20 protein-coding genes and 5 tRNA genes are annotated in these 25,300 nt (G+C 46.1%); 12 read left to right on the forward strand and 13 right to left on the reverse strand.

Annotated features, from left to right (window positions below; translation table 11 throughout):
- Window positions 1-138: 138 nt before the first annotated feature.
- Together vexH and OO774_RS11045 are read right to left on the reverse strand one after the other, a co-directional pair.
- On the reverse strand, window positions 139-3,252 hold the full coding sequence (gene vexH, locus OO774_RS11040) for a vibriobactin export RND transporter permease subunit VexH (RefSeq protein ID WP_264902445.1): 3,114 nt from the start codon (window positions 3,250-3,252) through the stop codon (window positions 139-141).
- Entirely contained in the window at window positions 3,252-4,346 is a 1,095-nt protein-coding gene (locus OO774_RS11045) for an efflux RND transporter periplasmic adaptor subunit (protein ID WP_264902446.1), read from the reverse strand. Before OO774_RS11045 ends, vexH begins: the two co-directional genes overlap by 1 nt.
- Before the next feature lie 290 nt (window positions 4,347-4,636).
- Here OO774_RS11045 and OO774_RS11050 point away from each other — a divergent pair.
- The 5 genes from OO774_RS11050 (at window position 4,637) to OO774_RS11070 (ending at window position 5,452) form a co-directional block, all read left to right on the forward strand.
- Window positions 4,637-4,721: transfer RNA gene (locus OO774_RS11050), tRNA-Tyr, on the forward strand.
- A 104-nt stretch (window positions 4,722-4,825) separates the two neighbouring features.
- Window positions 4,826-4,910 (forward strand) — tRNA-Tyr (locus tag OO774_RS11055).
- Window positions 4,911-5,000: 90 nt separating this feature from the next.
- Window positions 5,001-5,085, forward strand: a tRNA-Tyr gene (locus tag OO774_RS11060).
- Window positions 5,086-5,176: 91 nt separating this feature from the next.
- Window positions 5,177-5,261, forward strand: a tRNA-Tyr gene (locus OO774_RS11065).
- A 106-nt stretch (window positions 5,262-5,367) separates the two neighbouring features.
- A tRNA-Tyr gene (locus tag OO774_RS11070) sits at window positions 5,368-5,452 on the forward strand.
- A gap of 467 nt (window positions 5,453-5,919) precedes the next feature.
- Here OO774_RS11070 and OO774_RS11075 read toward each other — a convergent pair.
- A complete protein-coding gene (locus OO774_RS11075; RefSeq protein ID WP_264902448.1) occupies window positions 5,920-6,795 on the reverse strand; it encodes a Tim44 domain-containing protein in 876 nt (291 codons plus the stop codon).
- Between the two features lie 316 nt (window positions 6,796-7,111).
- Between OO774_RS11075 and OO774_RS11080 the strand changes: the two genes are divergently transcribed.
- From OO774_RS11080 to OO774_RS11090, 3 genes are all read left to right on the forward strand, one after another.
- Window positions 7,112-7,702: a TetR-like C-terminal domain-containing protein gene (locus tag OO774_RS11080; protein WP_264902450.1), complete on the forward strand. Its 591-nt coding sequence runs from the start codon at window positions 7,112-7,114 to the stop codon at window positions 7,700-7,702.
- 13 nt (window positions 7,703-7,715) lie between these two features.
- Window positions 7,716-9,590, forward strand: a complete 1,875-nt coding sequence (locus OO774_RS11085; protein WP_264902452.1) for an MFS transporter — start codon at window positions 7,716-7,718, stop codon at window positions 9,588-9,590.
- A 132-nt stretch (window positions 9,591-9,722) separates the two neighbouring features.
- A complete protein-coding gene (locus tag OO774_RS11090) occupies window positions 9,723-10,655 on the forward strand; it encodes a putative sulfate exporter family transporter (RefSeq protein WP_264902454.1) in 933 nt (310 codons plus the stop codon).
- 25 nt (window positions 10,656-10,680) lie between these two features.
- Here OO774_RS11090 and OO774_RS11095 read toward each other — a convergent pair whose 3' ends face one another.
- The 7 genes from OO774_RS11095 to OO774_RS11125 all read right to left on the reverse strand — a co-directional run bounded on the left by OO774_RS11095 (window position 10,681) and on the right by OO774_RS11125 (window position 18,222).
- Window positions 10,681-10,860: a hypothetical protein gene (locus OO774_RS11095; protein ID WP_264902457.1), complete on the reverse strand. Its 180-nt coding sequence runs from the start codon at window positions 10,858-10,860 to the stop codon at window positions 10,681-10,683.
- 106 nt (window positions 10,861-10,966) lie between these two features.
- Complete coding sequence (gene menE / locus OO774_RS11100; protein WP_264902459.1) at window positions 10,967-12,430, reverse strand: o-succinylbenzoate--CoA ligase; 1,464 nt, start codon at window positions 12,428-12,430, stop codon at window positions 10,967-10,969.
- Complete coding sequence (menC, locus tag OO774_RS11105) at window positions 12,415-13,404, reverse strand: o-succinylbenzoate synthase (protein WP_264902461.1); 990 nt, start codon at window positions 13,402-13,404, stop codon at window positions 12,415-12,417. The genes menE and menC overlap by 16 nt, the downstream gene beginning before the upstream one ends.
- Window positions 13,405-13,534: 130 nt before the next feature.
- Entirely contained in the window at window positions 13,535-14,401 is an 867-nt protein-coding gene (gene menB, locus OO774_RS11110; protein WP_264902463.1) for a 1,4-dihydroxy-2-naphthoyl-CoA synthase, read from the reverse strand.
- Window positions 14,402-14,427: 26 nt separating this feature from the next.
- Entirely contained in the window at window positions 14,428-15,222 is a 795-nt protein-coding gene (gene menH / locus OO774_RS11115) for a 2-succinyl-6-hydroxy-2,4-cyclohexadiene-1-carboxylate synthase (RefSeq protein ID WP_264902465.1), read from the reverse strand.
- Window positions 15,209-16,918, reverse strand: coding sequence for a 2-succinyl-5-enolpyruvyl-6-hydroxy-3-cyclohexene-1-carboxylic-acid synthase (gene menD / locus OO774_RS11120; protein WP_264902467.1), 1,710 nt, complete (start codon window positions 16,916-16,918; stop codon window positions 15,209-15,211). The genes menH and menD overlap by 14 nt, the downstream gene beginning before the upstream one ends.
- Window positions 16,915-18,222 carry an isochorismate synthase MenF gene (locus OO774_RS11125; protein ID WP_264902468.1) on the reverse strand — a complete coding sequence of 436 codons (1,308 nt, stop codon included), beginning with the start codon at window positions 18,220-18,222 and terminating at the stop codon, window positions 16,915-16,917. The genes menD and OO774_RS11125 overlap by 4 nt, the downstream gene beginning before the upstream one ends.
- Window positions 18,223-18,440: 218 nt before the next feature.
- On the opposite strand from OO774_RS11125, the gene OO774_RS11130 reads away from it, so the two are divergent.
- From OO774_RS11130 to OO774_RS11140, 3 genes are all read left to right on the forward strand, one after another.
- Entirely contained in the window at window positions 18,441-19,655 is a 1,215-nt protein-coding gene (locus OO774_RS11130) for a pyridoxal phosphate-dependent aminotransferase (RefSeq protein ID WP_264902469.1), read from the forward strand.
- A 90-nt stretch (window positions 19,656-19,745) separates the two neighbouring features.
- The gene (gene yfbR / locus OO774_RS11135) at window positions 19,746-20,330 is read left to right on the forward strand and encodes a 5'-deoxynucleotidase (protein WP_264902470.1); all 585 of its coding nucleotides are present in this window, start codon (window positions 19,746-19,748) and stop codon (window positions 20,328-20,330) included.
- Between the two features lie 23 nt (window positions 20,331-20,353).
- On the forward strand, window positions 20,354-21,676 hold the full coding sequence (locus OO774_RS11140; protein ID WP_264902471.1) for an anti-phage deoxyguanosine triphosphatase: 1,323 nt from the start codon (window positions 20,354-20,356) through the stop codon (window positions 21,674-21,676).
- Here OO774_RS11140 and OO774_RS11145 read toward each other — a convergent pair.
- Window positions 21,673-22,296 (reverse strand): DTW domain-containing protein, encoded by a 624-nt coding sequence (locus OO774_RS11145; protein ID WP_264902472.1) that lies wholly within the window; start codon window positions 22,294-22,296, stop codon window positions 21,673-21,675. The two genes, OO774_RS11140 and OO774_RS11145, sit on opposite strands and share 4 nt — an antisense overlap.
- Before the next feature lie 3 nt (window positions 22,297-22,299).
- On the opposite strand from OO774_RS11145, the gene rrtA reads away from it, so the two are divergent.
- A complete protein-coding gene (gene rrtA / locus OO774_RS11150; protein WP_264902473.1) occupies window positions 22,300-22,851 on the forward strand; it encodes a rhombosortase in 552 nt (183 codons plus the stop codon).
- Window positions 22,852-22,934: 83 nt separating this feature from the next.
- On the opposite strand, the gene OO774_RS11155 is transcribed toward rrtA, so the two are convergent.
- Window positions 22,935-23,219 carry a ComEA family DNA-binding protein gene (locus OO774_RS11155; protein ID WP_264906106.1) on the reverse strand — a complete coding sequence of 95 codons (285 nt, stop codon included), beginning with the start codon at window positions 23,217-23,219 and terminating at the stop codon, window positions 22,935-22,937.
- A 186-nt stretch (window positions 23,220-23,405) separates the two neighbouring features.
- Window positions 23,406-25,265 carry a peptidylprolyl isomerase gene (gene ppiD, locus OO774_RS11160; RefSeq protein ID WP_264902475.1) on the reverse strand — a complete coding sequence of 620 codons (1,860 nt, stop codon included), beginning with the start codon at window positions 25,263-25,265 and terminating at the stop codon, window positions 23,406-23,408.
- Window positions 25,266-25,300: the final 35 nt, after the last annotated feature.

Raw genomic sequence — 25,300 nt, forward strand, 5'->3', positions numbered from 1 at the left:
AAAATGATTCGTCACACAGGGTAACGCCAAGTTGCCAAAAACGCCATTGCGTCATACGCAAAACGGGGTTAGACAAAACAAAAAAGCACCGAATGAGCAAATCAATCGGTGCTTTATGCCATCAACATATTCGCATTGTTAAGGATGTGCAATACGCCCTTTGGTATCCTGACTCAATGCTTTGTTGAGTTGCGCTTCTACATGACCTGGCGCGCGCGTATTCGCTGCAATTAAGCGGTACATTGCCGGAATGACAAATAGAGTCACAATAGTCGCAAAGGCCATACCAAAGAAGATCACCGTACCAACCGCGACCCGGCTTTCGTAACCCGCCCCTGTTGACGAAATCAATGGGATAGCACCAGCTAGAGTGGTAAATGCCGTCATCAAGATTGGACGCAAACGGCGAGCCGCCGCATCAATGATGGCTTTTTCAAACTCAACCCCACGGTCACGAAGCTGGTTAGCGAATTCAACGATCAAAATACCATTTTTCGTTACCATACCAATCAACATCACCATACCAATCTGGCTGTAAATGTTCATGCCCTGGCTCATTACGATTAAGCCTAAGAAGCCACCAAATACCCCCATTGGAACGGTAAACATCACCACCAAAGGGTTGACGAAACTCTCAAACTGAGCTGCCAGTACCAGATAGGCAACCAGCAAGGCCAGTGCAAAAACAACCGCAACGCTGGACTGATTCTCTTTAAAGTCTTTTGACTCACCAGAGTAACTAACTGAGATATCACCCGGCAGAGAATCAATTGCTTCTTGGTCTAGATAGCTTAGAGCCTCTCCTAATGTATAACCTTCGGACAAGTTCGCGGTAATGGTGATGGATTTCTGTTTGTTATAGTGAGAAAGACGAATCGAAGCCGCTACTTCTTCTATCTTGGTAACGGTATCAAGCGTCACTAGCTCACCACTATTGGTGCGCAAGTAGATCTGGCTTAGATCTGCCGCATTATTAAAGCTATTCTCGTCACCGCGCAAATACACGTCGTATTCTTCACCGCGATCGACATAGGTTGTCTCACTTTTACCGCCCAACATAATTTCAAGCGTATCGGAGATGTCTTTCACACTGACACCCAGTTCCGCAGCGCGTTGTCTATCGACGGTCACTAACAGTTCAGGCGTCTTCTCAGAGTAATCAATCTCTGCACCCTCCATCATTGGTGACTCTTCCGCTTTGTTTTTCAGTTCTTCAGCCCAGACCAGCAGCTCATCATAATCCGAGCCACCCAACACAAACTGAACGGGCTCACTTGAGCCACCTCGGAAGCCAGGCATAAACGGGAACACACGCACATCAGGAACGCCCGCCAATGCGCCACGCACTTGTCCTAAAGCCTGCTGAGCGGTGATGTTTCGATCATTCCAATCTTCCAAAATCATAATCACAAAACCCGTTTGGTCACCTGCCTGACCACCAAATGCCGGAGTCTGGATACTAAATGACTTCAGAAACCCTTGCCCTAACAACGGCATTAAACGGTCTTCGACAATGTCCATGTTGGCAGCCATCCGGTTGTATGAAGTAGCATCGGCACCACGAACAAAGGCAAAAATCACGCCCCTGTCCTCTTGTGGCGTCAACTGCGCAGGAACCTGATTCATCAGAACATAGCTGCCGCCCATACAAGATAAAATAACCAAAGGCGCAATCCAACGCACTTTTAGCGCGCCTTTTAATGCGCCACGATAACCAGCCTCAAGCTTGGCGAACATACGATCGACAGTTTCGTTAAAGCGATTAGGTTTGACGTTCGCTTTTAGAATCTGACTGCCCAATACTGGCGTCAACGTCAGTGCTATCAGTGAAGAAAAAATTACCGACATCGCCAGCAATACTGAAAATTCTGTAAACAGCAAACCAACCATGCCATCCATAAAGGAGATTGGCAGGAATACCATCACCAAAACGAACGTAGTTGCGACAACCGCAAAGCCAACTTCTCGAGTCCCTTTGTAGGCGGCAAGCAACGGGGACTCTCCCCGTTCTATGTGGTGGAAGATATTCTCCACGACCACAATGGCGTCATCGACCACCAGACCGATGGATAGAATCAGCGCCATTAGCGTGATCAAGTTGATAGAGAAACCGAAGTAATACGCGGCGATGAAAGACGAGATCAACGAGACTGGTACCGTCACCGCTGGTATTAATGTCGCTCGAGCCTGACCAATAAAGATATACAGCACCAGAATCACCAGACCGCCGGTAATAAACAGTGTGCTGTACACTTCTTCTATCGAGCGCTCGATAAATACCGTTGCATCATAGTCAATCGCAAGGCGAGTACCTTCCGGTAAGAATTTCTGGATATTATCCACTTCAGAGCGAACACGCTCAGCTACTTCCAACGGGTTAGCATCCGACTGAGGCACAACCCCTAAACTGACGTTCACGACACCATCGCTTTTAAAGGTCGAGTTTTCGTTTTCCGCACCAATAAACACATCCGCGACATCTTTCAGGTAAATGGGCGTGCCATCGTTCGCCCGCTTTACCACCAGGTACTGAAAGTCATCGGGCGTTTTATAGGTTCGTGCGGTCCGTACCGACATCACCGTAGAATCATTTCGCACTTCCCCACCCGGACTCTCGAGGTTTTCATTTCGCAATGCGGTGGTAATATCCGATGCCGTTACTGCTCGACCAGCCATAAGATCTGGTTTCAGCTTTACGTACATCACTTTGTACAAACCACCAGAAAGATCGATGGAACTCACCCCAGAAATCAAACTGAAGCGATCCATCAACACGCGCTCTGCATAATCCGTCAGTTGGGTACGATCCATTTCTGCAGAGCTGAGGTTTATATAAAGAGAAGCCTCGCCAGAACCATTGTTCTTATAAACAATTGGGTCATCTGCTTCGTCAGGTAATGAACGCTGAGCTCGAGCGACAGCATCACGCACATCACTGACCCCAGTGTTGAGGTCGTACCCGAGTTCAAAGGTTATCGTTATCCGGGAAGAGCTATTGCGTGTTGTCGAACTGATTTCATCAATGCCACTGATACCGGAAAGCTGATCTTCGAGAACCGACGTAATCTGGCTCTCGATGATTGTGGCGGAAGCCCCTTCGTAGCGTGTCGTAATTGACACGACAGGGCTTTCGATATCTGGCATTTCGCGTACAGAAAGCTTGCTGAATGACACAAAGCCAAACACGCAAAGCAGCATACTCAATACCAATGACGCGATAGGTCGTTTTACGGAAATGTCAGAAAGTAACATTAGTTTTCTTCCTTATCCGAATCGTTGCTCTGATTAGCGGACGTCATTTTTGGCGATTTGAGCGGAGCGACGATTTCTTCAACCTGAACACCATCACGCATGTTAACGATGCCTTGCACCACGATCTTGTCACCGACTTTTACGCCTGACTCAATCACAACTTCGTTGTCCACGCGAGCGCCAAGCAGCACCTCTGTACGTGTTGCTTTGTTGTTTTCATCAATGACGTATACGTATCGCTTGGTACCAGAATACTCCAGTGCCTGTACTGGTATAATCGGTGCTTCAATCGCAGGAAATGCCAACGATGCATTCATCAGCATGCCCGGCTTTAGACGACTTTCCGGATTATCAAACTGAATACGCACGCGGAGATTCAGTGTTGCGGTATTAATACGAGTATCAATACCGGTCACTTTACCGATAAACGTTTGCTTGCCCCACGCGCTGGTCTTGGCTTCAACGACCATCCCAACAGACAACATCGACAAGTATCGTTCTGGTATCTGCAGGTCCAATTCCATTACAGAAAGATCATCCAGCGTTAAAAGTTCAGCGCCGACACTGACCATTTTTCCTCGGCTGAAGTCAATAAATCCCACAGTTCCAGAAAAAGGTGCCACTATATGAAGATCAGCAAGGTTTGCTTTGGCTGCATCTAAACGAGCATCGGCAATTTGGACACTCGCCCTCTGAGCATCAATTTCCGTCGGAGTAATCGCATTTCGTGCGACTAAGCGCTGATACTCTTTCAGCTTACGTTGCTCATCTTTAAGGTAGGCCTGAGCTTCAACAAGCGCCGCTCTTGCTTTGTCATCGTTTAACTTAATCAGTAACTGCCCTTGCTGAACATTCTGATTCGCTTTTACGGCAATTTGCTCGACTTTGCCCGACACTTCAGGAGCAACAACCACCGACTCTGCAGCTTGCAACTTACCAATCAGAGTCAAAGACTGGTTGATTTCATGCGTTTCTACTTGCTCGGTTACAACCGTAACAGCAGATGGGCCGCGCAGTGCTGCTAACGTAGTTTGCGATGCCAATAATAGAGAAAGCGTTAAAACAGATAAGGGTAAAGTGGCTTTCATATTCATATTCATATTCTTAGTTAAATTAGCGAATAAACTGAGGTCATTAAACTTTCTATAGTTTATCAATTGTTACGAGCCACAACGTCAAGTAGTGTAAATTGTGGTAGAAAATAGGAGATTGCTCTGTACAAAGGACAAACAAAACGCTGACTTTCTAGCATCTTTGCATAAAAAGGCAGCATTCGACGTATAAATGCAAGAAAAACACTTTACAGCCTGAGCGAGTTTGCTATGATTCGCTCCGCACTTGGGAGATGAGTTGGGAAAACAGCTTCTAAGTATAAAAACACCCTGGAGGGGTTCCCGAGTGGCCAAAGGGAGCAGACTGTAAATCTGCCGGCACTGCCTTCGATGGTTCGAATCCGTCCCCCTCCACCATATTTATTCTTGTGACTTTCTTTCGGTTAATAGCCTTTGGATAGATTGTGAGAAACACTTGGAAAACGTGTTGGGAAAACAATTTCTAAGTATAAAAACACCCTGGAGGGGTTCCCGAGTGGCCAAAGGGAGCAGACTGTAAATCTGCCGGCACTGCCTTCGATGGTTCGAATCCGTCCCCCTCCACCATATTTCTTCTTGTGACTATCCTCTGGATAGATTGTGAGAAACACTTGGAAAACGTGTTGGGAAAACATTTTCTAAGTATAAAAACACCCTGGAGGGGTTCCCGAGTGGCCAAAGGGAGCAGACTGTAAATCTGCCGGCACTGCCTTCGATGGTTCGAATCCGTCCCCCTCCACCATATTTCTTCTTGTGACTATCCTCTGGATAGATTGTGAGAAACACTTGGAAAACGTGTTGGGAAAACAGCTTCTAAGTATAAAAATCACCCTGGAGGGGTTCCCGAGTGGCCAAAGGGAGCAGACTGTAAATCTGCCGGCACTGCCTTCGATGGTTCGAATCCGTCCCCCTCCACCATATTTCTTCTTGTGACTTCCTTTCGGTTAATAGCCTTTGGATAGATTGTGAGAAACACTTGGAAAATGTGTTGGGAAAACAATTTCTAAGTATAAAAAACAACCCTGGAGGGGTTCCCGAGTGGCCAAAGGGAGCAGACTGTAAATCTGCCGGCACTGCCTTCGATGGTTCGAATCCGTCCCCCTCCACCATATTGAAAAGCCAGCTCATTGAGCTGGCTTTTTTCGTTTCAGCGATCTATCAACGATTCATACCATATATGGAAAATTAACTGGTCAGGGAACAGGGTTCGATAAACAAACTCTATTTGCCATGGATGGCAAATCGAAGCCCTATAGATGCGTTCTTATAAACATACGGTGCGTGTTTGTGTTCGATGCCTGTTTTCTGGTTCTCTATCATTAAGTATGGCCACTTTCTTACTTAGGTTGGTATCAGAGATACACTAATCATTGTTCATTGATAATCGGTAGAAGAGCGCTTCCGTATTCCGTATTCCGTATTCCGTATTCCGTATTCCGTATTCCGTATTCCGTATTCCGTATTCCGTATTCCGTATTCCAGTAAATCCAAAATTCACCTTTCCAACAACACCAGGCAAAAAAATCCCGCTATAAAAGCGGGATTTTATTGATACTAAATTGAACGCTATTGAATATTAACCTTGAATACCAACAATCAGCCACGGTGCGTTTGGTACCGTAAGGTCACGCTCAAGGTGCCAAATATCAGTGATATCTTCTTCGATACCTTCGACAGCATCGCGGTAACGACCACTAAACTGCAAGCTGAGTTCTGCTTTGTTAGCGTTATGGTCCGCGCGAACAATCTCTGCATCAACGTACATGACATCGGTATGCTGCTCACCGTCTAATTTTGCACGCTCTGCTTTCAGATCATCAAGCAGACTCGGAGAAACATACTCTTCGATAGTGTCTAGCTGATTGTGATTCCACGCACCTTGTAAGACACGGTAATGCTCACGAGCACCATTCACAAACCCTGCTTGGTCAAAGCCCGGTGGATAGTTGTGTGGAACGTCAGCTTGTGCGCCGAAGCCACCAAAACCACCTGCATTTACGTTTGATTGTTGCTCAAAATTTTGTGTGTTCGGCTGCTCGAACTTCGAGCTGTTACCACCAAATGCTGGCTGCTGACGATGCTGATTCATACTGCCCTGCTTCGCCCCTAACATACCGCGCATCAGTTTAAAGATCAGGAATGCAATCAAACCAATAATAAGGATATCCATAAATTGGATACCTTCAAAAGCACCGCCAAAGAATGCTGCGAGAAGACCACCAGCCAAAAGGCCACCGAGTAAACCACCCATTAAGCCTTTCTTACTTGAAGACTTGGTAGCTTGATCTTTACCGACGGTACTCGTGTTTGTCGCTTGCTTTTGTGTCGGTGCAGGTGCTGTCTTATAGCTCTTACCAAAAGACTTACCACCACCAAACTTTTTCGCTTCTGCAATAGGCGTTACTGCAACAGTAAACATTAACAGAGCAACAATCGAAAATATGCGTTTCATCGTTATCCTTACAATTGACGATAGTGATCCAAGAATGTGCCCAACTGAACCATCACTTTAGTGTTTCAGATAGTGGCACGTCAAAGATGAGTGTTGATTCATCATACTCCGTATGCATGCTCATTAAAACAATCTAACCGGTCCGACATGTATCAGAATATTGCCAAACTTACACTCGTTGATTATTTCTCATGCAAGTATCAGTAACAACACACAAATTGCCCCCTTGTAGTGCTCAATTGGCGACAGGATTTATTGACGGTGAATAACTAGCCGACTATCATATTGAACATTGTTCAATAAAGCAGTTTGAAGTATGGCGCGTAGAAACGATCACACCAGAGAAGAGTTAATAAACCTGACCTTAGCAACCGTTAGAGACTTTTTGGAAGAGAATTCCTATCACGAACTTAGTCTTCGTAAAATCGCTAATATGATCGGTTATGTGCCGAGTACATTAGTTAATATTTTCGGTAACTATAACTTACTACTTTTGCATGCTGTTGCTCAGACCCTGGATGAATTATCCCAAGAGTCGAGAAAAGCGACAAACAGTTGCAAAGACGCTCACGAAGCACTGTTTGAACTGGCTTGTTGCTACCACGATTTTGCCCTTAAACATCCTTACCGCTGGCAATTGGTCTTCGAGCACAACATGAACGGAGCGGAACTCCCCGATTGGCAGGCAAAACGCATTGATGACATGACAGGTATGCTAGAGTCACTGCTCGCACAAATTGCGCCACACCGGACAGAGTCCGAAGTGATTCAAGCCAGTCGTGTGTTGTGGTCTGGAGTACATGGCATTACCCTACTCAGCGTAGATGATAAATTTTTCTCGAGTGAACCAGTGGACGGTAAAGTTTTAATAAGTAACCTGCTATCTAACTACCTCAATAACTGGTAATAAAGGATTAGACATGTCACCGGACAGACATCCCTCCTTGCTTAGACAAAGAAAGTTCCTGCCTTATTTTATTACTCAGTTTTTTGGCGCTTTCAATGACAACATTTTTAAGAACGTTTTACTGCTTTTTGTCGCCTTTTCTGGTGCCGATGCTTTACCTATCTCCAGCAACCTGTTCATCAATTTAGCAGCGGGTTTATTCATTCTTCCTTTCTTTCTGTTTTCTGCCTCGGCGGGTGTGTTAGCAGACAAGTACGAAAAATCCTGGTTTATCCGCAAGGTAAAGTTATTTGAAATTGCGATCATGGCTTTGGGCGCAATTGGCTTTGTTACCGAAAGTTATGGCGTGTTATTACTGCTGTTGTTTTTGATGGGCACTCAGTCTGCATTTTTTGGTCCGGTAAAGTACGCCCTTCTGCCACAAAATCTTGATGAAAAAGAGCTGATCCCAGGTAACGCATTTGTCGAAGCGGGTACCTTTATCGCGATTCTGATTGGGACGCTGGGAGCCGGCATTATTGCCTCATCAGAGAATGCCAAATACCTCGCGGCGTTTTGCGTGGTTCTATTTGCACTGCTCGGTTATTTATCAAGCCGCTTCATTCCATTTTCAGCGGCAGGTGCACCGAACTTGACCTTTCGCTGGCAACCATACAAACAAACCAAACACACACTCTCAATTTGTAAATCTGATCGGGTCGTCTTTCAATCTATTATGGCGATCAGCTGGTTCTGGTTCTTAGGTGCGGCTTACCTGACCCAATTTCCAAACTTCACTAAAGTGTATCTAAACGGGACAGAGAGTGCGGTTTCCTTCTTACTTGCCCTCTTCTCGATTGGTATTGCGTTTGGTTCACTGATTTGTAACTGGATCTCCAACCATCGAATCGAAGTCGGCATCGTCCCAATTGGTGCACTTGGCATCACGATATTCGGTTACTTGATGGCTACCTCGATTCCAAGCGACCTACCTCAATTTGAAACCTTTAAGGAGTTCATCGCCTTCCAAGGTTACTGGCCACTGTTTTTCTATTTATTGATGATTGGCGCATCAGGCGGCTTATTCATTGTTCCACTTTACGCTTTAATGCAGCACAGAGCGAAAGAAACTGAGCGCGCTCAAGTTATCGCCGGACTCAATATCTTTAACTCGTTCTTTATGGTTGGTAGTGCAGTGCTAGGCATTGTCTGCTTGAGCGTACTTGAAATGACGATTCCACAGTTGTTTGCTCTGCTTGCAGCACTCAATTTCCTCGTCACTGTGTACCTATTTATGCAGGTACCCATCTTCGTCGTGCGCTTTATTGTTTGGATGCTGACTCACACCATCTATCGGGTCAAACACAAGAACCTGCATCATTTGCCAGAAAGTGGTGGCGCACTGATCGTATGTAATCATGTCAGTTACATGGATGCGTTGCTTTTGAGCGCGGTATGCCCTCGATTAATTCGCTTTGTCATGGAAGAAGATTATGCCAACCTACCTCCTATCCGAGGCTTCTTACGTCGGACAGGCGTTATCCCTATTTCAGCAAACAGCAGGCAATCTATTCGACGAGCATTTAGCGAGGTAGAAAACGCCTTAGCTGAAGGTCATATCGTGTGTATCTTCCCTGAAGGTAAACTGACCTCTGACGGTGAAATGCATGAGTTTATGCGCGGTATTGATATTATTTTGCACCGTAGCCCTGTGCCTGTCATCCCTGTCGCGCTAAAAGGGCTTTGGGGAAGCTACTTTAGTCGGTGCAAAGGCAGAGCCTGTAAAGGGCTTCCAACTCGGTTCTGGTCAAAACTAGAAATCGAAGCGGGCTCGCCAGTCCAGCCAAGTGATGCAACGGCTCAATTTATGTTTGAGAAGGTACGAGAACTGCGCGGTGATTGGCGCTAATAAGTCCCGTTAAATCTATACTTTTGAACACATGTTTAGGATGACTGAACATGTGTTCAAATCATTAAGACAAACTGACCATAAGCGATGCGATATACTCACACTTTCACAAACAATAACGAATAATATACCTTGAATAAAAAGTATCTTCTTTTTGGATTAGCGCTGCTGTTTTGCCTGACCCCTTTTGTATCCTCACCTATCGCGTTAATCATCGGTTTTTTGTTGGCAAGCTTTAATTTTGTGCCGACCGAAATTCCGATTGCATCTTTCACCAAAAAGCTGCTTTCTTATTCCATTATTGGTTTAGGGTTTGGGATTAATTTCGAGCAGGCTCTGGCGGTTACGTCTGATGGTATCGGTCTTATCATCTCAACCATATTCGGTACATTGGTGATCGGTTCGCTCATTGCCAAAGCCATTAAACTTGAAACAATGACAGCGTATTTAATTTCTTCTGGCACTGCGATTTGTGGTGGCAGCGCTATCGCTGCTGTCGCGCCCGCGATCAAAGCCAAAGATGAACAGATTGGATTGGCACTGGCAACCGTCTTCGTCCTGAATTCGGTCGCCCTATTCGTCTTCCCTGTCATCGGCCACGCCCTAAACTTAGACCAACATACCTTTGGTACTTGGGCAGCAATTGCCATTCATGATACTTCATCTGTTGTGGGGGCAGCTTCGGCATACGGAGAGGAGGCGCTTACCACAGCAACGACCCTCAAACTAGCACGCGCGCTTTGGATCATTCCGGTTGCATTAGTTAGTGCAGTGATTTTCTCCCGAGGTAATGGAGAAGATGGTTCAGGTAAGATAGCGATTCCTTACTTTATCTTTTGGTACTGCGCGGCCATCGCGTTCAGTGACTTTTTGCCACAATTTGACGTGATCTATCACGGAATTTTTACTGTGGCGAAGCAGGCTCTGGTGGTGTGTTTGTTCTTGATAGGTTGCAGTATTTCTGTATCTAAACTGAAATCCGCTGGCTCTAAGCCATTACTGTTTGGTGTCAGTTTGTGGGTTTTAGTTTCTGTATCTTCACTTACCTGGTTGATGGTTCACTGAGCCAATCAACCGTAGAAAATATTAATCAAACGCTTCCTGACTCAGTTCTGCCTGGCACACGAGCACTTTGTTGTTTGTGAATAAAAACTAAAGCGATCGCGATGAGAAATGCCGTCAGTTCAGCTAAAGAACGAGCTAATCCTTCACTGTTTAGTGAGATGCCTATTTGAAGCAGAACTGCCGCAATTAACACAGTCTTGACCATACTGAACCTTATGCTTATATTCTCTAGAATGAAGCGTAATTATGATTCAGTGTTATAAGGATACAAAATTCCCTTTATGACTAACACATAGCAAAATTGACTAACCTTATTTGAGACTGGTTAATCCTCCCAGCAACCATTCTTTCACCGCTTTGCGCGATACTTTGATTCCGCCTTCGAATAACGTCTTCGGCATCGAATGATAGGCGATTGGCCACTTGAACTTCTCAAGTTTGGCCTGCAGGAAATGTTCGTAGTACTCTGAACTCATTAACTGGTCGGTTTGAATCACAGCCACAGGTCGGTGACCAAATTCCGCATCTTCGACTGGCACGACAATACTTTGCGCCACAGTCTCGATCTGGTTGAGTACCGCTTCTATCTCTTCACAGTGAACATTCTCACCGCCGGAGATAAACTGATTATCAGCCCGGCCAATAATCTTCAGTTCCTTATGCTGCCATTCACCTAAATCTTTACTGTCAAACCAGCCTGATTCGTCCACCAGCGGCGTAATGTTACCTTGAAAAAAGTAGCCAGATGCTAAGGTTTGTCCACCGATAAAAATACGGCCATCAACTAACTTGATATCGCGATTTTTGAGCACGTGGCCAGCATTACTGGTTTTGTCGATTTGCTTTGCTGTCACGGTAGACGCCGCTTCTGTCATACCGTAGCCCAGCCAGGTTTCGATTCCCTGACTTGCTGCACGCTGTGCTAGCGCATGGTCGACATGGCTGCCTCCCAGCAACACGTGAGACAAAGACAGCTCAACCTTGTCATCCAATAATCGTTTTAGTTGCGTCGGTACTAACGATGCATGAGAAGCGCCTAAAATATCCTTAGCCAGATGCCCAGCGCCGACCTTCAGCGTTGCGCCGGCAAACAACCAGCGGTAAATAATCGCTAGCCCAGAGACATGGTAAAGAGGCAGTGACAACAGCCAAGTGTCCTGTGCAGCGAACTTAAACTCGCTGAGCAAACCATCCGCGGAGGCATAATGTTGTCGATGAGTATGCACCACGGCCTTTGGCACTCCGGTTGAGCCAGAAGTGAAGACAATCGACGCCGCATTGTCATGACGATAGCAACTCTCCTGCTTAGTGCTGGTTTTACTCGAACGATTGTTTGGACAAGTCAGTAGGTTGCAGCTCAGAGCCGTCTTCTCTGTTTTCGAATAAGCGCTAAACCCGCTCTCGGCAAACCAGACATAACGTGACTGTTCTGGCTGGTACAAAGTGTCTAACTTGCTGTTAAGAGCCTCAAACGGTTGTGGCATTGTTAATGCGGCGATAGCACCAATCGATTGTGCCGCCAGATAAAACAACACCGTCTCAGCTTGGTTCTTACCTACCAGCGTAACAATATCTCCGCCCCCTACTCCTTGTTCCTGCAAATAGTGTGCATAGTGCTCAACAAGGGACTCAAGCTGCTGCCAAGTAAAGGATTGTTCTGGTGTCTCTAGCGCATTTGAAAAAGGGCTCGTCTGAGCCCAATATTTCCATGGTGCAATCGCGCTATTCTCTGTGATGAATAGCTCTGTCGCGAATGGCTCTACGCTGATTGCCACACTAACTCCTGCTCAGCGAGAGGGACGATTGGAAGTTCACACTCTGGCCAACCTTGCTCTAACTGGGCTTTAAACAGTCCAATAGTGTCTAATCCCGGAACGTCATCAGGCAGTTGCCATTTCGCAAAGCGTGCAAGTTGAGTCAGTCCCAAACTGGATTCAATACTTGAGCTAATCACCGCTTTCATCCCAAGCGCTTTTGCTTTTTCTATCAGCTTAATACAGAAGTCAACCGAGCCAATCAGTGTCGGCTTAATGATGATAGCCTTCACGCCGGTGAGATCTTCCAGGCGGAAATCTTCACGGCGAGCCGCATCTTGTAAGGTTTCATCCCAGGCGATGGCAATGCCGGTATTAATTGCGAACGACAGACTGTCGCCCGGCGAACGGCAAGGTTCTTCTAAGAATGAGATTCGTTGACGTAAAGATGGCGTTACATACTTGGCAAACTGCTGTGCTTTTTCTGGCGTCCAGGCGCGATTGGCATCAAGTCGTAATGTAAGTTGAGGGATTGATTCCAGAAACAGGTTCACCAACATACCGTCACGAATTGGCTCATAAAGCCCGACTTTGACCTTGGCAACTTTTTCACCTTCCATTGCATTGAGCTTAGGGATCAAGTCATCTGGGTCACCGGTACAAAGTGGGGCCGCTTGATATTGACCATCTTGAGGCAACTCCCCAGCTAATTCAAGTTGAGCCATCGACAAGCCAAAGGCAACCGACGGAACCATATTGGCGTAATCAATCGATAAGCCAGCAACCCAACGCTCCGCTTGGTCTTGTAGCTGAATACCTGCTTCATCGGCACTTTCGAGGCTAAAACCATCGAGAGGGGCAACCTCTCCTAGGCCTACGTTCTCACCGTCACTTAACTCAATAATGTAACCGATACGCTCGGTCAATTTGTTATCACGCAATATAACGCCACTGTCCATCGGAAGGCAGTAACGGTAAATCTTCGCTTTACGCATAGTCCTCTCCTAATCAGATACCGTATAACCCAAACATGTAGCGGTAGAAAACCTGCCAGCCTCCCAGAGGGCGAGGCACTTGGGATTTAAATTCAATTCAGAGAAGCGCTCTGGCCCCTCTTCATACGGGTTAAGGGTTACGAGGGAATTTATCGAAATCGGGGCGACGCTTCTCGTTAAAGGCGTTGCGACCTTCCTGACCTTCGTCAGTCATATAGAACATCATGGTTGCGTTACCCGCAAGTTCTTGCAGGCCAGCTTGGCCATCACAGTCCGCATTTAACGCCGCTTTCAGGCAGCGCAGCGCCATTGGGCTGTGCTGAAGTACTTCACGACACCAGCGAACGGTTTCTTTTTCAAGCTCCTCCAGAGGCACAACGGTATTTACTAAGCCCATATCTAATGCTTCTTGCGCATTGTAGAAGCGACACAGGAACCAGATTTCGCGTGCTTTTTTCTGACCGACGATACGAGCCATGTAAGATGCACCCCAGCCACCATCAAACGAGCCAACTTTAGGACCCGTCTGACCAAACTGCGCGTTTTCCGCTGCAATGGTCAGGTCACACATCATGTGTAAAACATGGCCACCACCGACAGCCCAGCCAGCAACAGAAGCAATGACTGGTTTTGGACAGGTACGAATGTCACGTTGGAAGTCCAGAACGTTTAAATGGTGGGTACCCTGGTCATCTTTATAACCGCCGTAATCACCACGGATCTTCTGGTCACCACCAGAACAGAACGCATCTTCACCCAGACCAGTTAAAATAATCACGCCAACAGCAGAGTCATAACGCGCATCTGCCAACGCATCAATCATCTCTTTCACTGTTTGAGGACGGAACGCATTGCGTACTTGTGGTCGCGCAATGGTTATTTTTGCGATGCCATCTAATGACTTGTGATAATGGATATCGTCATATTTCTCGCTGCAATCTTTCCATTCAACCGGAGCGTAAAGTTCTTCTTCAGAAATGCCTACTGTTTTTGCCATGGTGATTCCCATTGTTATCGTTACTCTCACTGGAAGTGAGATTGAATTATTTGCTCTACGTGTATCGCAAACTGTTTGGGTTGCTCTTGATGGGCGTTGTGCCCTGCTCCCTCAATTTGCCAATACGTCAACCCGCAACTTGCTGCCAGTTGACTAAATTTTTTATCTTTCGCGCCACACAGGTAATAAACCGGTACAGGTTGCGCTTGCAATGCTGGTAACAGATAAGACTGTTTTGCCAGCGACGTCGCCCTCAACATCTTCGCGACCGAAGAGCCAAGATTAGCACTGCGCTTTGCAATTAATGTTTGTCTTTGCTCATGGTTTAGTGAAGAAAACACCGCCTGCTGATACCAATCGCTCAAAACGTGTGCAATAGGTTCATTTTCAAAGCGCAATGCCCAGCGATGATCGTTTTCAAACCTCGCTTGTTTCTCTGACTCCGTCTGTAGCCCGAAGTTTCCTCCCTCAACAATTGCCGCGCAAATATTGAGATCTGGAAAGCCGTTATTCGCTAACCCATGCATGGTAATGCGGCCACCCATTGAGTAGCCGATCAAAATAAGTGGCTGGCGTGAGGGAAATAGTAAAGATAGTGTGGAATGAAGAGATTTGCAGCAATCATCTAAATCAGAGCAAAAAGCCGCCTGACTCGCACCATGACCAGGTAAGTCGATAGTGACCCGATCAAATTCGGTTAACTCATCCAAGCATGCTTGCCAGTCTTCTCCACTTCCCAACAAGCCGTGTAAAAACACTAAAGTGGGTTGGAAGCCACTTTGGTGTTTTTTGTTTGAAGGAAAGTGCTTAGAATTTAGCATGCAAGTTGTTATTAAATATCTTAATAAGTTCAACCGCTTGGCTTGGTGGTGTTTGTATTTCTACCAATAACGTACCTTGGCCATGCTCAAAGTGCTCAGAGACCAGAGCTTGATATTGCTCTAACGTTTTGGGTTGTTGGTAACTCAAACCAAACTGTTTCGCCGCATGTTCAAACTGATAGCCATGAGGCATCTGGTAATAAGTCTGACGATGTTCTTGTGGCACCGGGAGAATGTCAAAAATGGCACCGCCGTCATTATTGGTAATAACAATGACCGTAGGCTGTTTCGAATGAGTAAACAGCGCTAATGAGTTGAGATCATACAAAGCGGAGGTATCACCAATATAAACCAGTAATGGATTGTCACGAGAGCGCTGTACGCCAGATGCCGTAGCCAGAATCCCATCAATACCAGAAGCGCCACGATTGGAAAACACTTCACTATTGCCCAGACGACCAAACATATCGACTAAGCGAACAAATAGGCTATTGCCAATAAAGACGTCTACGTTTTTCGCCCTTTCTTCGATATCAACCGCCACGGCAACTTCATTTAAGTCGAAGGTCGATGCACTTAAAAACGAGTGTCTAATGTGCTGGCTGATTTGCTCAACGTCCGCTTTTAGCTGGCTTGCCCATCCAGACTCAATTGAATTGACAGCAGAGACACGTTCCACCCAGCTTTTTGGCGATTCAACCCAATGTAGTTGCGGCAGATGGCTCTGGTTATTGCGATTTGAACGCGGTGAGATATACCAGTACTGAACTTCCCCACTTCGAGTAACCTGAGTGTCAATCCATTGATTCAATCGTTTCGAGAGTATACGGCTGCCAAGCTGAACAATCAGATCACAGGATTCAAGCTGCTGAGCCAGTTTAGGTACAGGCAACCACAAATCGTAATGTGCCCATTCAGAACTGACACCACTTTGTGGATCCGCCAACACCGGCCAGCCCATCTGTTGAGCAAATGACAGTACGGCTTGAGATTCTTCTAAAGGTAGACTGCCAATAATCACGACCCCTTTCTTGTGTGCAAATGACGGTATATCACTGACAGTTAAAGGGGCGAAACGCTGAGTGTACGTTCGGCCACTATCTCGCCAACCATCAACAGAGCTGAGGTAATCTTGATATTGGCTTTTAAAGCCATTGGAATAGAGTGGCTCAGGGAAAGCACAGTTAATATGGACTGCACTTCCTTCTTGTCGCTGGGTAAACATCACTTCATCAATGGAGGTGAGCAACCAGTTAAGCGGCGTCGTTTCTGTCGGACTTGGAAGATTCAAGCTCGCAGACACATGTTGAGAAAAAATGCCCAATTGATTGATGGCTTGATTTGCGCCGCAGCCAACCAGTTCTACCGGACGATCTGCGGTTAACAGCACCAGCTTCTCACCGGTTAATTTAGCTTCCGCTATCGCTGGCAGTAAATTCGCGACGGCAGTACCCGAAGTCACAATGACCGCTACCGGCCTTTGCCTGGCTTTCGCTAAGCCCAATGCCATAAAGCCTAATCCACGCTCATCGAAGTGGGTATGAATGGTAAAATTAGGATTATCGGCCGCTTCCAGGGTTAACGGCGTCGATCGTGAGCCAGGTGCAATGCAAACATGCTCTACGCCAAATCGATGCAGTTCTATCAGTAGTGTTTCAGACCAAATGCGATTCAATACAGCTTGATCATGACTCATGATGCCACTCCAAGTGGCGGGTGCTCAGAGATGAGCGTTAGCAACGTTGACATTTTCTTATCCAGTTCAGCCCATTCATGCTCGGCAACAGAGCCCGGCACAATGCCTGCGCCAGCAAATAGCTGTACTTGGTCTCCAAGCACCAGAGCGCTTCTTATCGCAACACAAAATTCCGCGCGTTCGTGACTAATGTATCCCATCGAACCCGCATACCAGCCTCGTGCAAACGGCTCATTTTCAAGAATAAACTGCATAGACTCTTTACGAGGTAACCCGGCAACAGCTGCCGTGGGTTGCAACGCGGAAAGCAGTTGTACACCATTGATATCGGCCTTCAGGCTTGCATGAATATTGCGTTTGAGATGCTGCACTTTTCTCAGTCGCACTAATCGGGGATCCGTTTCCACCTCGACTGATTCAGAGTGAGGGGATAAACGTTCAACAATATCATCCACAACATACTGATTTTCTTTTAGGTTCTTTACGTCTGCGGATAGCCAGTTCGCCAGTTCCATATCATGGGTCGCGTTATCACCACGACCAATGGTGCCAGCCAAAGCTTCAGTATAAAGTTCACGACCAATACGAGCATAGAGACGCTCTGGTGTAGAGCCCATAAAGCTGTGTTTTCGATCCAGACTGAACAGAAAATGGAAACTATGATGATTTTGGCTCGCGCTTGCTTTGAGCAATTGCGCCGCACTCAACTCATTATCGAGATGAAGCGTGGAACGGCGAGCCAGAACCACCTTTTTGAAGTCATTGTTCTCGATTCCATTCAACACGTTTTCAACTAGGTCGTTCCACTCTGGCTGAGTCGGTGTATGCTCAATCGATCGAATATGGGAGGAGACTGGCGTTAAGGCTGCTACATCACACGCCAGCTTGTGTAATCCAGCCAAGGTACGGGATGAATCTTCAGCAATATTAACGGCTAAAGACCATTGTTCATCAAAGCGAATCAATTCTATTTGCGGCAAAAAGAAAAAGGATGACATACAGCGGCGATTCTTCTCGTGCTGACCGTCAAAAGAGCGCCCACCCCACACTCGCTGGCCCTCTCCCAGAATCGTATAGGCTGAACCTGGGTCGACAAAAGAATGCAATTGTCCGAGAGCGACGACTTCTTCACGAGTATCACGGGATTGCCAATAAAACTTGGGAAAAAGTGGTTGCGCATCAAGCCAATCAATCAATGAAAAGTGTGGTTTCTCGCCAAGAGGCTCAACCAAACGCATTGGATTGCCTTGTATTTTCTGAACTCGCTTGATAATTCTTTGTACGGCTTGATGGAACTGTGACAAATCAACCTCGTAGTATGTGAGGATAAAGGGTAACTTATGGCTACTCTAAGTTTAGACCCAAAGCAAATCAAGGCTGTATGCGATCTTTTGCAATATCGCGAAACAGCAAACGTGCAAAACGCAACCTACAAACAGATAATTTTACAGATATATATTCTATTAAATTACAAATTATTGTATTTTAATAAAGAAATTAACGAATTTTTAGGAATTAAACAATGCAAAATATCGGGATGTCGTCAAAACTCGATAATGTCTGCTACGACATTAGGGGTCCTGTACTCAAACATGCTAAGCGCATGGAAGAAGAAGGGCATAAAATCCTAAAGCTAAACATTGGTAACCCCGCCCCATTTGGTTTTGACGCCCCTGATGAGATTTTAGTCGATGTAATCCGAAATCTGCCAACTTCTCAAGGCTACGTTGATTCCAAAGGCATCTACTCAGCAAGAAAAGCGGTGGTTCAACATTACCAGCGTAAAGGTATTCGCTCTCTGGACGTAGAAGATGTCTACGTCGGCAATGGTGTGTCAGAGTTGATCATGATGTCGATGCAGGCACTGCTAAACAACGGTGACGAGCTGCTAATTCCCGCGCCGGATTACCCATTGTGGACCGCTTCTGTAGCACTTTCCGGTGGTAAGCCTGTGCACTATATTTGTGATGAGGAATCAGACTGGTACCCAGATTTAGAGGATATCAAGAGTAAAATCACGCCGAAAACTCGCGGTATCGTTTTAATCAATCCGAACAACCCTACGGGTGCGGTTTACAGTCGTGATTTCTTACTTGAATTCATTGAAATTGCTCGTCAGCACAATCTGATCATTTTTGCAGACGAAATCTACGACAAAGTACTTTACGACGGTGCAACACACACCTCAGTCGCAACCCTGACTGAAGACGTCCTCGTGATGACGTTCAATGGCCTCTCGAAAGCATACCGCGTCTGTGGCTTCCGTGGCGGCTGGATGTTCCTTACAGGGCCGAAGCACCTCGCGCCTGGCTATATAAAAGGCTTAGAGTTGCTCTCGTCAATGCGTTTGTGTGCAAACGTACCAATGCAGCACGCGATCCAAACCGCGCTCGGTGGATACCAGAGTATTAATGAACTTATTTTGCCTGGTGGTCGCCTGCTCGAGCAGCGTAATCGCGCTTATGAGCTGATCACGCAAATCCCGGGGGTATCGTGCGTTAAGCCGAAAGGCGCAATGTATCTGTTCCCGAAAATTGATACCAAGATGTACAACATCAAAAACGATCAGCAAATGGTACTGGACTTCCTCAAGCAAGAAAAAGTCCTTCTGGTTCAGGGCACCGGCTTTAACTGGCCAAAACCGGATCACTTCCGCATCGTGACACTCCCACATGTCGAAGATCTTGAAACCGCAATCGGACGATTCGAGCGCTTCTTAACGACTTATAGCCAGTAATGAATCACTGGTAGTAATTAGTACTGATCTCTCATATGCTTAGAGGAACTCCTAGTGAGTTCCTTTTTTACACCAGAAACGGAGAAAGCTATGAAAGAGAGTCATTTTTTCGCCCACTTGGCAAGAATGAAGCTGATCCAACGCTGGCCTTTGATGCGCTCAGTATCACCAGAAAACGTTTCAGAACATAGCTTACAAGTCGCTTTTGTTGCCCATGCCCTGGCTTTAATCAAAAACAAGAAGTTTGGCGGCGCTCTGAACCCTGAACGCATTGCCCTTCTCGCGATGTATCACGATTCAAGTGAAGTGCTTACTGGTGATTTACCAACGCCTGTTAAGTACTACAATCCAGAAATCGCGAAAGAGTATAAAAAGATTGAAGCCGCTGCAGAGCAAAAGCTTCTGTCTATGCTGCCTGAAGAGTTTCATCAAGACTTTGCCCCTTTTCTTCTTTCTCACTCTGCGCACGAAGAAGATGCTAAGATCGTCAAACAAGCTGATTCCATTTGCGCCTATTTGAAATGCTTAGAAGAATTGAGTGCAGGTAACCACGAGTTCGCTTTAGCGAAAAAGAGACTTGAAGTGACATTGCAAGAGCGTCACACACCAGAAATGGATTACTTTCTGACTACCTTTGCACCAAGCTTTGAGTTGTCACTGGATGAAATCAGTTAAGGTCTTAGTCATAGGAGATATTCGTGTCATTTGAATTGCACTCACAATGGCAGCAACGCCATGACGATGAACATAAGATCCGCCGAGATGACCACAGAAGCCCGTACCAACGTGACAGGGCCCGAATCCTGCACTCTGCCGCATTCCGTCGCCTACAGGCTAAAACCCAGGTACACGGTAACAGCTTAGAAGACTTTCACCGCACCCGGTTAACCCATTCACTTGAAGCGGCTCAGCTAGGAACGGGAATCGTTGCACAGCTGAAAAAGAAACAACCGGAATTCCGCGATTTATTGCCTTCCGATAGCTTGATAGATTCGCTTTGTCTGGCGCACGACATCGGGCATCCTCCGTACGGACATGGTGGTGAAATCGCGCTGAATTACATGATGCGAGAACACGGCGGCTTTGAAGGCAATGCACAAACCTTTCGTATCGTGACCAAGTTAGAGCTGTATACGGAACACTTTGGCATGAACTTATCACGGCGAACGCTGCTTGGTCTGATCAAATACCCAGCCCTGATAAGCCAGACTCGCTCAACCATTTTACCTGCGCCAGCAGAACACCAACGAAAACTCAAAGCGCACGAATGGTACCCGGCAAAAGGGATATACGACTGTGACAAAGCACTGTTCGAATGGGTTCTGGAGCCTCTTACAGACAATGACAAAGCTCAGCTTAGCCAAATGCGCAATGAGCCAGAGTCGGACTTAGAACACAGCAAAACGCGCTTTAAATCGCTGGATTGCTCCATCATGGAACTCGCCGATGATATTGCCTACGGGGTTCATGATCTAGAGGATGCGATCGTCCTCGGGATGGTGACTCGCCATCAGTGGCAGGAAGGTGCAGCGAGCCAGTTGGCCGATTGTGGGGATCCTTGGTTTGAGGCACATATCGACTCCATTGGCCAAATGTTGTTCAGTGGTAAACACCATGAAAGAAAAGACGCGATTGGCGGTATGGTGAATGCCTTGCTCACCAGTATTTCAATCAAAGCAGTGGATGTTGCCTTTACCAGTCCGTTACTGTCTTGGAATGCTTGCTTAGAGCCACAAACAGCAAAAGCACTGGATGTGCTGAAACATTTCGTTAGCCAGTATGTCATTCAGGTTCCGCAAGTGCAAATTGTGGAATACAAGGGCCAACAGATCATCATGGATATCTTTGAAGCGCTGACGGCCGCGCCTGAACGTCTACTTCCGATACACACCAAAGCTCTTTGGTGCCAGGCCGACTCTGAAAGCGATAAAATGAGGGTCATTGCTGACTACATTTCTGCTATGACCGACGGCCATGCGCAGAAACTGCATCGTCAGTTGTTCTCGTCTATTGTGCTTTAGTCGTTACTGTCCTTCAGATAGTTGTTTTCAAAAACGCCCGGAGGCATCTGGGCGATTTGAAACTCAATCATCTTTTCAAACACATTCAGCAGAGGCGTAAAATCACGGTTAGGTTCAAGTATGCTTAGTGCATAAAATCCCGCTTCTACCGTTGATAGGCTGTTCTGAGAAGGCGCTTTTCGAATCGTATACCCACCCTGAAGATTTTCAGGGAGCTTCACTGTTGGTAAGCCATGTAGATTGGTTGAAAGCTGCCACATCTTGTACGCTTTCTTCCAGGTTCCATCCAACAAGATAAGACGAATTTTCTTGTTGTTTAAACGCTTCTCTTCTTCAACTTCAGACAGGCATATGGATTGCTCCGATGGATAGAGAATCAAATGCTGATAATAGCCATCCGCAAGTAAGTTGTTTAAGGTTTCATCCTCAGAAAAGTCTTCACCTATCAAACAAGTACAGTTATCTAAGCTTAAATTTAGAATCCGTGCCGTACCAAGGGGACGATGCTCTTCACTACTATGCTGAAGAATGATAAGTTCGACTCCGCTTTCTAGCGGTACAATCCAAGAGCAAATACAAGCTTTGCGCGATTTTCCACACTGAGAACAATAACGAGACATAGAGTGAACCTTTATACTTTGCTGACCATCATCAGCCTTATCTGCGTAGCACTGCAATTTGAACCAATGGCGAGCCTGAACGAGTGGCACGCCTACAATATTCGCCACGGTGAATGGTGGCGAATCGTAACAGGAAATTTAACTCATACCAACTTTGCTCATTTAGGCATGAACTTGGCCGGACTATGGATTATTAGCTTTGTTTTCCGCCCGAGTACAAAAAACTTCCTGATTGTCTTTCTACTGCTGTGTACGTTCGTCGGTGCTTTGAATTTGTTCACCAACATGAAAGTCTATGTGGGACTTTCTGGTGTGCTGCATGGTTTGTTTGGTTTTTGGGCGTTAAGAGAAGTATTCGAAGCAAGGCGAAGCAGCTTATTTTTGGTCGCTGGTTTGATAGCTAAAGTGGCTTGGGAACAACTCCATGGCCCCTCTACGAGTACAGCCGCAATGATTGGGGCACGCGTCGCAATTGATGCCCACCTATTTGGGGCTATCGGCGGGCTAGGCATGGCGCTGCTGGAAAAAGGCTGCCATCGCCGATTATTTGGATAAAAAACCCCGAACCAAGAAAGGGCAGGTTCGGGGAAGTACTAACCGGATACTAAAATCAATAACACGATGTATAAAAGCCGTGGCTAGAGGATGATGCGACCTTCGTTTTTCTTCAAAGTAGCATCTCCGATCCCCTTAACCTTCCCAAGGTCACTCACTGTTTTGAATGGCCCATGCTCGGAACGATAGTCCACAATGTCCTGCGCTTTCTTTTCACCAATCCCTTTAAGCATTGTTGCAATCTCTTCTGCTGTCGCTGAATTGATGTTTACGGTAATTTCAATTCCTTCATATTTATCCGCTGTTGTATCTGCCGCCAACCCAAATGGTGTAAACACGCATAACAATAAAGTCAAAACCCATTTCATATTAAACATTTGCTTTCCTATTCGTTGTGATAACAATTTCAGCAATAGTTTCATCGTTCTTGCTGGTAAAAACATCAGCACTAATGTAGGTAAAGCTCTCTATTGATTGAAGTTTGTTGTGCAGAAAATAAAACGGGCCGCTTACGCGACCCGTTTAAGTTGACATACAAATTACACGATTAGTGCTTAGTTGCTCACAACAAAGTACTCAATGTCAGTATTAGCTCGAAGAACAGCCAGAACAGAAGATAAATCCTGTTGCGAAGATGAACGGGCCATCTGCATCGCGACTTGCTCTTCTAAAGAGCTGTCTAGCTCAGAGATAACCGCATCAAGTTCGATCACAACAACATTGCCTTCTAGATCTTTCGATTGCGCGTACACAGGTTTACCTTCAGCTGGTTTTGCCATCGCAAATACAGTCTGTGCATACGCAGAGCGACGATCGACAGTTTCTTTATCACCGAATGCTAAGTTGTTTTCCGCAAGAACTTCCGTTTTGCCTTCTTTCAGAGCTGCAACAACTTTTGTACCAAGCTCTAGTGCGCCTTGCTCACCTTTAACACGTGAAAGTTCAGTCACCACTTGTTCTTTTACCTCTTCAAGAGGAAGAACAGTCTCTGGGCGAGAGTCTTCGACACGAACAACGATAATATGTTCAGGTGCCACTTCGATCGCTTCCGAGTTAAGCCCATCTTCTTTTACTTCTGGACTTAAAATAGCTTGCATTACTTCAGGGTTACGAAGCACTTCAGGCGCGTCCTCTTGAGAGACAAAATCTGTCGTCTTCACTTCTTGATCAACGGCTTCTGAAGCATCGATGAGTGAGTCTGGGAATTCAAATGCCACTCGCTCTAGCTCATTCTGTAGCTCATAGAATTTGTCGATTGCTTTTTGATCAACCAATTCTTGTTTGATCTCTGCCGCCACGTCAGCAAATGGTTTTGCAACTGAGTCTTTCAGCTCTTCAAGCTTGATAATGTGGTAACCAAAATCAGACTTCACCAGCCCTGATACATCACCAGCCTTCTCAAGTGCGAAAGCCGCTTCCTCGAAAGCTGGATCCATAACATCACGCTCAATCCAACCTAGATCACCGCCATTTTCAGCGCTGCCAAAATCTTCAGATTTTTCTTCTGCAAGTTTTGCAAAATCAGCGCCGCTGTTCAGTTCTTCTAGAATTGCCTGAGCTTTTGCTTCATCACCACCTTCTACAAGAATATGCGCGACACGACGCTGCTCTTCTGAAGAGTACTTATCAAGATGCTCGTCATAGTACTGCTGTGCTTCTTCATCAGATACTTCAATCTGTTTTTTCAGAGTTTCAGCAGACAGTTCAACATAAGCTACTTTAGCTTGCTCAGGTCGAGTAAAGTTATCTTGGTTGGCTTTGTAGTATTCTTGAATTTCTTCGTCCGTTAACTCTACGTTTTTCGCAAACTCTTCGGAATCGATAGTAATCGTGCGAATATCACGAGTTTGAGTGAAAAGCTTACCTTGTACCTGGACTTCACCTGGCAGTGTGAACTCACTGGTTTGTAGAGCATTAAGCAACTGCTCACGAACTAACTCACGACGCATGTATTCTGCAAAAGTATCTGGAGAGAAACCTGCGCGACGTAAAGACGCTTGGTAGATTTCCTGATCGAATTGGCCGTTTGACTGGAACTGAGGCATTTCCAGAATCATGCTACGAACCTGCTCATCGCTGATACGAAGACCAAGTGCTTCTGCTTGCTGATCAAGCAACACATCATTGATCATACGGTCAAGAACCGATTTGCGGAAAGATTCAACGTATGCAGGATCTGCCAGCATTTGAGAGAAGTAGTCACCCAACTGAGCTTGCATACGATTACGCTCATTTTGGTAAGCCATCTCGAATTCGCCACGAGGGATATCCGTGTTACCCACTTTCGCCGCTGAATTGTTACTGCCGCCAACAATGTAGCTGCCTACACCCGCGAATACGAAAGACAGGATGATAAGCCCAAGGATAATTTTGACCGCGATGCTATTCACGCCTTCGCGTAGTCGATCCATCATAATTTAATTGCTCTCCACAATTGAAGCCTACTGCT

The organism is Vibrio sp. STUT-A11, from assembly GCF_026000435.1.
Taxonomy (GTDB): Bacteria; Pseudomonadota; Gammaproteobacteria; order Enterobacterales; family Vibrionaceae; genus Vibrio.

Coding starts and splice junctions, on each gene's coding strand:
- vexH (WP_264902445.1), bottom strand. CDS start 3,252: ATGTTACTTTCTGACATTTCCGTAAAACGACCTATCGCGTCATTGGTA.
- OO774_RS11045 (WP_264902446.1), bottom strand. CDS start 4,346: ATGAATATGAAAGCCACTTTACCCTTATCTGTTTTAACGCTTTCTCTA.
- OO774_RS11075 (WP_264902448.1), bottom strand. CDS start 6,795: ATGAAACGCATATTTTCGATTGTTGCTCTGTTAATGTTTACTGTTGCA.
- OO774_RS11080 (WP_264902450.1), top strand. CDS start 7,112: ATGGCGCGTAGAAACGATCACACCAGAGAAGAGTTAATAAACCTGACC.
- OO774_RS11085 (WP_264902452.1), top strand. CDS start 7,716: ATGTCACCGGACAGACATCCCTCCTTGCTTAGACAAAGAAAGTTCCTG.
- OO774_RS11095 (WP_264902457.1), bottom strand. CDS start 10,860: ATGGTCAAGACTGTGTTAATTGCGGCAGTTCTGCTTCAAATAGGCATC.
- menC (WP_264902461.1), bottom strand. CDS start 13,404: ATGCGTAAAGCGAAGATTTACCGTTACTGCCTTCCGATGGACAGTGGC.
- menB (WP_264902463.1), bottom strand. CDS start 14,401: ATGGCAAAAACAGTAGGCATTTCTGAAGAAGAACTTTACGCTCCGGTT.
- menH (WP_264902465.1), bottom strand. CDS start 15,222: ATGCTAAATTCTAAGCACTTTCCTTCAAACAAAAAACACCAAAGTGGC.
- menD (WP_264902467.1), bottom strand. CDS start 16,918: ATGAGTCATGATCAAGCTGTATTGAATCGCATTTGGTCTGAAACACTA.
- OO774_RS11130 (WP_264902469.1), top strand. CDS start 18,441: ATGCAAAATATCGGGATGTCGTCAAAACTCGATAATGTCTGCTACGAC.
- yfbR (WP_264902470.1), top strand. CDS start 19,746: ATGAAAGAGAGTCATTTTTTCGCCCACTTGGCAAGAATGAAGCTGATC.
- OO774_RS11145 (WP_264902472.1), bottom strand. CDS start 22,296: ATGTCTCGTTATTGTTCTCAGTGTGGAAAATCGCGCAAAGCTTGTATT.
- OO774_RS11155 (WP_264906106.1), bottom strand. CDS start 23,219: ATGAAATGGGTTTTGACTTTATTGTTATGCGTGTTTACACCATTTGGG.
- ppiD (WP_264902475.1), bottom strand. CDS start 25,265: ATGATGGATCGACTACGCGAAGGCGTGAATAGCATCGCGGTCAAAATT.